This is a genomic window from Nocardia vinacea NBRC 16497, from assembly GCF_000308835.1.
Classification (GTDB): Bacteria; Actinomycetota; Actinomycetes; order Mycobacteriales; family Mycobacteriaceae; genus Nocardia; species Nocardia vinacea.
Genome location: NZ_BAGN01000025.1, coordinates 26,954 through 33,580 on the forward strand (window position 1 = coordinate 26,954; position 6,627 = coordinate 33,580).

Sequence of the window (6,627 nt, forward strand, 5' to 3'; positions counted from 1 at the left end):
GGCCATAGTGATCGGCGTGAATCCGTACACGATCTTTGGGGACATTGTGGCTGGGCGGGCCGAGGCCAGCCGGGTGTATGAGGACGATGATGTGGTGGCGTTCATGGATATTCGGCCCATGACGCCGGGGCATTTACTCGTGGTGCCGAAGGTGGCGGCACGGAGTCTGGCGGAATTGGATCCGGCGGTCGGGGGGAAGTTGTTCCAGGTGGCGCAGAAATTGGCGGGGGCGCTGCGGGACAGCGAGGTGGGGTGTGATGGAGTTAACTTCTTCTTGGCCGACGGAGTGACCGCAGGTCAGGAAGTATTCCATGTGCACCTGCATGTCATTCCGCGGACGCCGGGTGACGGGTTCGGATTACGTGGGCGGCCGACCAGTCCACACCGCGCTGATCTGGATTATCTGGCGAGTTCGATCCGCGGCGCGCTCGATCGCTGAGCGGTCGCCGGGCCGGGCTGTGACTGCCGGTGTCGATGTGAAAGCTGTTATCTGCCGGAAAGTTTGCCGCGGAAACGCCGGATCTGGAATCTCTTCTCCAACGTCTCGACGTGAGTTACGTTGAAGGCCATTGTTATGCGGTAATGGAGGTAGGTTCGTGCGGCGAACGAAGATTGCTGTTGCGGTGCTGGCCTCTGCGATCGCGTTGATGGGCCCCATGCTTGTCGAGCCGGCCACGGCATCGGCCGCACGTATCGATCGAATCGATGAACTGAGCTCGACGCGCTCTGCGCTGTTCATCGAATCGCCATCGATGGGACGGATCATCCAAGTGCAGGTGCTGCACCCGGCGGGCGGCGGCTCGCATCCGTCCTTCTACCTGTTGGACGGTCTCGATCCGGGCATCAACCAGAGCACCTGGACCAATGCCACCGACGCCGAATCCTTCTTCCGGGGCAAGAACGTCAATGTGGTGCTGCCGGTCGGCGGCCAGGCCAGCTACTACACCGACTGGCAGCGTGACGATCCCAAATTCGGCCGCTACCAGTGGGAAACCTTCCTTACCGAGGAACTGCCGCCGATCATCGACGCCCGATACGGCAATGGCGTCAATGCCATCGGCGGTCTCTCCATGGGCGGCAATGCGGCCTTCATTCTCGCCGCCCGCCATCCCGAGTTGTACCAGGCGATCTCGGGCTACAGCGCCTGCCCCGACACAACTCTCGCCATGGGGGCGGTGATGTTCTCCATCGCCAACCGCGGCGGCGACCCGGTGAATATGTGGGGCGGTCCCGGCAGCCCGGCCTGGGCCGAACACGATGCGGCGGCGCTCGCGGATCGCTTGCGCGGCAAGGCGATCTACCTCTCCACCGGCACCGGCATACCCGGTCCGCACGAGGCCGAGATCAAACCTCAACTGGGCGAGAACATCGTCCTCGGCGGCCCCGTCGAGGTCGGCGTCAATACCTGCGTCATCTCGTTCGAACAGCGGTTGCGCGCCCTCGGCATCCCCGCCGAGATCGACTACAGCCCGACCGGAACCCACTCCTGGTCCTACTGGCAGGACACCCTGCACGCCTCCTGGCCGACCATCGGTCCGGCGATCGGAGCCTGAGGTCAGGCCCGCAGCACGCGGACGATGGCGAATACCACGACGATCGCGGCCAGGAAGACCGTGCCGAGGATGACGATGCCCGCGGGAACACCGAATAGTTCCACGTTCTCGGTTCGGTGGATCGTCCGGTAGACCTCCGCGTCGCTGGAATCGGCCTCGAAGGTGAAGTCGGAGCGGATATCCGCGGGGCTGTCGATCGAAATCCGCAGTTCGGTCAGGTAATTGCGGCCATTCGTCGTCACCGGTGCGAGTTCTGGATCCGATGACGCAACCCGGCCTGCGAAATCGACGTGCACACTCTGGGCGGTGGCATCGGGATCGGAGCGTCGCACGCGATGCTCGCTCAGCGCGTAAAGATGCACGTACTGGGACTGTTTGGCAGCACTGGACATGCGCATCGGATAGACGAAACGATCCGAATCGAAGGTCAGCCGCACCGGATCTATTGCGCCGTCGAGTGGTTGGACGCTGGTGAGGCGCATTGCGACGAAGGACCAGCCCTCGCGCAGATACGGCTCCAGGGTGGTGACCACCTCGGGGCGCAGCTCGTAGCCGTTGTCGCTCAGCCACTTTCGAATGCCGTCCAGGTTGCCGCCGGACAGGGTGGTCGCCTCCAGCGGGCCGAGTTGCACGCGGTCGAGGACGGTCGGGCCGCCACCGGCAGCACCCATAGTGCCCTCGCTCGCGGTGTCGCCGAAACCGGAGCCGAACCATTGGCGCTGGGTGACGACCTTGGGTGCGGTCAAGTTCGCCAGTTCGGTAAAGGTCGCGGCGGAACCGCCCGCGACAGTCGCCGGTTTCGGCGTCGGCACGATCAGCGCCGCCTGATCGGTACCGGATTTCAGCGCGAGTCGCATGAGCACCGTCTCCCGCTGACCGTCCCAGCTGACCAGCGCCGTCTCCTCGCGCACCGATGCCAGGTGACCCGGCGGATTGGCGACCCCGCCGCACGCGCATGCGGAAGCCGGTGCGAGCGCGCCGATTCCGGCTGTGGCGAACAGCATTCCGATGACGGCCAGCAGGTGGACAGCACGCATGGCCGCGAGCCTAATGGGCTGCGCGGCCATGCGGCCGGACCATCAGGCGCACCGCGTTTCGCGCAACCCCCAGCTCGGATAGTCGCTGTACCCAGCCGCATGACCTCGCGAGCACATGGACCGTCCAGCAGCCCTTTCGTGCTCGACCGCAGGTCCGCATCGGGACTTCCGTCGTACTCACCGGTCGGTAAAGGTCCAGGGAGGCGGAACAGATATGCGCATCGGCGAGTTGGCCGAGACGGCACGCCGAACGAACCGGCGACACCGTTCCTGGTGGACAAGCTGGCCGAGGAGCGCCGCCGCATCGATCAGGCCATGACCGATCTGCACCGGACGGGCGCGGTACTCGACGAGATCATCCGAGCGGCGGGCGGTGCGCAGCCCGAACAGTAGGGTGGAGTCCATGGCTCTCGACAGTGGAATCGGAACGCTCGCCGGTCCGGGTGATGTAACGGCCCCGGTCGCCAAGACGGTGCGCACCGAGCGGGTGCACCATGGCGACGTCTTCATCGATGAGTACGAATGGCTCCGCGATAAAGAAAACCCCGAGGTCATCGCCTACCTCGAGGCCGAGAACGCCTACACCGAGGCGCAGACCTCCCATCTCGGCGGACTGCGGAACCGGATCTTCGACGAGATCAAGGCGCGCACCCAGGAGACCGATCTGTCGGTGCCGACCCGGATGGGCGAGTACTGGTACTACTCGCGTAGCTTCGAGGGCAAGCAGTACGGCGTGCACTGCCGCTGTCCCATCGTTGCCCCGGCGGGAGCGACGGGCGCGGAGGAGGCAGCTCACGTAACCACGGAGCGCCCCGCGAGCGGCGCAATAGATATCGATGCCTGGACCCCGCCGCAACTCGAGGTCGATACCGAGATTCCCGGGGAGCAGGTGCTGCTCGACAGCAACGAGGTCGCCGAGGGGCACGACTTCTTCGCACTGGGCGCGTTCTCGGTCAGCCATGACGGCAACCTGCTCGCGTACTCGGTCGACACCAGCGGTGACGAGCGCTATCTGCTGCGCTTCAAGGATCTGCGCACCGGTGAGGTGCTCGCCGACGAGATCGTGGGCACCGCACCCGGCGCGACCTGGTCGCTGGACGGCACGCACGTCTTCTATCAGACCGTCGACGAATCCTGGCGGCCCGACACCGTGTGGCGGCACCGGCTCGGTACGAGCAAGGATGACGACGTCAAGGTCTTCCACGAGCCCGATGAGCGCTACTGGGTGAGCATCGGCGCGACGCGCTCGGAAAAGTACCTGATGATCTGGGTCGGCTCCAAGATCACCACCGAGGGCTGGGTGCTCGAATCCGATAATCCGGAGGGCGACTTCCGGGTCATCATGCCGCGCCGCGATGGCGTCGAGTACTCCGCGGAACATGCGGTGGTCGGCGGCGAGGACCGATTCCTGATCCTGCACAACGATGTCGTGGACGGGGTGAAGGCCGAGAACTTCGTACTCGCCGAGGCGCCGGTATCGGATCCGTCGAATATGACGCTGCTGATCGGCCATCGCGACGATGTGCGGCTCGAGGATATCGATCCGTTCGCCAGTCATCTGGTGCTGAGCTACCGGCGTGAAGCACTGACCCGCGTTGCCATTTGGCCGCTGACCGATTCCGGCTACGGCGAGCGGCGCGAACTCGAATTCGATCTGGAACTCTTCGCGGTCGGTTCCGGCGCCAATCCGGAGTGGGAGCAGCCGACGCTGCGAATCGGGCTGACCTCGTTCATCACGCCGATGCAGGTCTTCGACTATGTGCCGGCCACCGGTGAGCTGCTGCTGCGCAAGGAGCAGCCGGTACTCGGCGGCTACGACGCGAACGACTATGAGCAGCACCGGGATTGGGCGATCGCCGCGGACGGCACCCGGATCCCGATCTCGCTGGTGCGGAAGAAGGGTCTGCCCGCGGGGCCGAAACCGCTGCTGCTGTACGGATACGGCTCTTATGAGGCCAGTATGGATCCGTCCTTCTCGGTATCGCGGCTTTCGCTGCTCGACCGCGGCATGGTGTTCGCGGTGGCGCATGTGCGCGGCGGCGGTGAAATGGGGCGGCTCTGGTACGAGAACGGCAAGACGCTCACCAAGAAGAACACCTTCACCGATTTCGTTTCCTGCGCAAGGCATCTCATCGATACCGATGTCACCTCGGCGGACCGGGTGATTGCCGACGGCGGCAGTGCGGGCGGCCTGCTGGTGGGTGCGGTAGCGAACCTGGCACCCGAGTTGTTCAAGGGCATCCTGGCCAACGTGCCGTTCGTCGACCCGCTCACCTCGATCCTCGACCCGTCGCTGCCGCTCACCGTCATCGAATGGGACGAGTGGGGAAATCCATTGGCGGACAAGGACGTCTACGACTACATGAAGTCCTACGCGCCCTACGAGAACATCGAAGCCAAGGACTACCCGGCCATTCTGGCCATCACCAGCATCAACGACACCCGCGTGCTCTATGTCGAACCCGCCAAGTGGGTCGCCAAACTGCGCGCCACCAAGACCGGCGACGCGCCGCTGCTGCTCAAGACCGAAATGAGCGCGGGCCACGGCGGCGTCAGCGGCCGCTACGAGAAGTGGAAGGAAGTCGCGTTCGAATACGCCTGGGTGCTCGACACCCTCGGCCTGGCCGACGCGTAGCTTCCGTGAGCGGCCGGTTCACCCCGGCCGCTCACTCGGCGGGTACCAATAGTTTGCCGAGCAGCGTCGTGAGCTGGCGGCGCTCGGCGGCGGTCAGCGCTGCGAACGTCTCGTCGAGGTAGGCCGGAATCGCCGCCTCCGCCTCGTGCAGCCGTTCGCGGCCCGCATCGGTGATGGTCACGGCGTAGGAGCGCCGGTCGCGCGGATTGCGTTCGCGCCGTACGTAATCCGATTTCTCCAGGTCATCGCAGACGCTGACCATGACGCTGCGATCGATCCGCAGTTCCTCGCTCAGCGTCTGCTGCGAGCATGCGCCGACGGTATCGAGCATTTTCAATACCAACTGCTGCCCAACGCCCAAACCCTGTGTCGCGGCGTGGATTTCGCCCGCTCTGGCCACCGCGGTCGATGCGCGGCACAGTGCTATGTCCGGCCGCTCGGCGGCGAGCTGTGGAAAGTAAGTCGGTTTGGTCATGGTGCCTCACTGTCGGTGGCGCCAGCCTACCATTAATCGTCTGCTGGACAATTGTTTGACAGCAGATGGTTTGTGGTCATACGGTCTGATGGTCTGCACGAATCGGCCCGAGGAGTACCCGATGACAACGCTGGATCTGACCCCGGACGAGTTGCTGTCCACGACCCGTGCCGTGCGCAAACGCCTGGATTTCGACCGTCCGGTGCCGCGTGAGCTGATCGAGGAGTGCATCGATCTCGCAACCCAGGCGCCGACCGGCCGCAATCGGCAGCGCTGGCATTTCATCGTCGTCACAGATCGGGCCAAGCGTCGAGTGGTCGGCGATATCTTCCGTCGCGCGCTCGCGGTCGGGACCGGACAGCCGCTGACCGCCGATGACGTGTGGCGCATGAACTATTCACCGCGTTCGACCGAGCTGGTCTTCGACGGTCTGCGCTATCTCGCCGAGAACATCCATCGTGTTCCGGCCATGGTGATCCCGGCCATCGAGGGTCGAACCGATCGCGCCTCGGTCGAGATCCAGTCGGGCGCTTGGGGTTCCATTCTGCCCGCGGTGTGGAGCTTCATGCTCGCCGCCCGCGCCCGCGGACTTGGCACCACCTGGACCAGTGCGCAGGGTCCGCTCGAGCGCGAACTCGCTGCGGCACTTGGGATTCCGTACGACAAGGTGATGCTCGCGGCATTCATTCCGCTGGCCTACACCCTCGGCACCGATTTCAAACCCGCCGTCCGGGTGCCGAGGGCGCAGGTACTGCACTGGGAGCGGTGGTAAATCAGAGGCCGCAGGTGCGCATGTTGTCCAGGAATGTCGCACGATCGCTGTCGCGGTATTGCTCGATCCCCTGGTATGCGCCGTTCGCATCCATGATCGCGATATAGGCGTCGGCGATCTGATCGGGCGTCGCGTCCGGGGTCTTGCTGCGCACC

At 64.7% G+C, this 6,627-nt stretch carries 6 protein-coding genes; 4 read left to right on the forward strand and 2 right to left on the reverse strand.

Annotated elements, in window-relative coordinates:
• Positions 1-16 precede the first annotated feature (16 nt).
• Positions 17-439: an HIT family protein gene (locus tag ON44_RS03570; RefSeq protein WP_040686350.1), complete on the forward strand. Its 423-nt coding sequence runs from the start codon at positions 17-19 to the stop codon at positions 437-439.
• A gap of 157 nt (positions 440-596) precedes the next feature.
• Positions 597-1,553, forward strand: coding sequence for an alpha/beta hydrolase (locus tag ON44_RS03575; protein ID WP_040686343.1), 957 nt, complete (start codon positions 597-599; stop codon positions 1,551-1,553).
• Between the two features lie 2 nt (positions 1,554-1,555).
• Here the strand turns inward: ON44_RS03575 and ON44_RS03580 are convergent, their stop codons facing one another.
• The gene (locus ON44_RS03580) at positions 1,556-2,590 is read right to left on the reverse strand and encodes a DUF2330 domain-containing protein (protein WP_083897633.1); all 1,035 of its coding nucleotides are present in this window, start codon (positions 2,588-2,590) and stop codon (positions 1,556-1,558) included.
• A gap of 403 nt (positions 2,591-2,993) precedes the next feature.
• On the opposite strand from ON44_RS03580, the gene ON44_RS03585 reads away from it, so the two are divergent.
• Positions 2,994-5,225, forward strand: a complete 2,232-nt coding sequence (locus ON44_RS03585) for a S9 family peptidase (RefSeq protein WP_051181461.1) — start codon at positions 2,994-2,996, stop codon at positions 5,223-5,225.
• A 31-nt stretch (positions 5,226-5,256) separates the two neighbouring features.
• Here the strand turns inward: ON44_RS03585 and ON44_RS03590 are convergent, their stop codons facing one another.
• Complete coding sequence (locus ON44_RS03590) at positions 5,257-5,700, reverse strand: MarR family winged helix-turn-helix transcriptional regulator (RefSeq protein ID WP_040686345.1); 444 nt, start codon at positions 5,698-5,700, stop codon at positions 5,257-5,259.
• 121 nt (positions 5,701-5,821) lie between these two features.
• Here ON44_RS03590 and ON44_RS03595 point away from each other — a divergent pair, with 121 nt between their 5' ends.
• Positions 5,822-6,472 carry a nitroreductase family protein gene (locus ON44_RS03595; protein WP_040686352.1) on the forward strand — a complete coding sequence of 217 codons (651 nt, stop codon included), beginning with the start codon at positions 5,822-5,824 and terminating at the stop codon, positions 6,470-6,472.
• Positions 6,473-6,627: the final 155 nt, after the last annotated feature.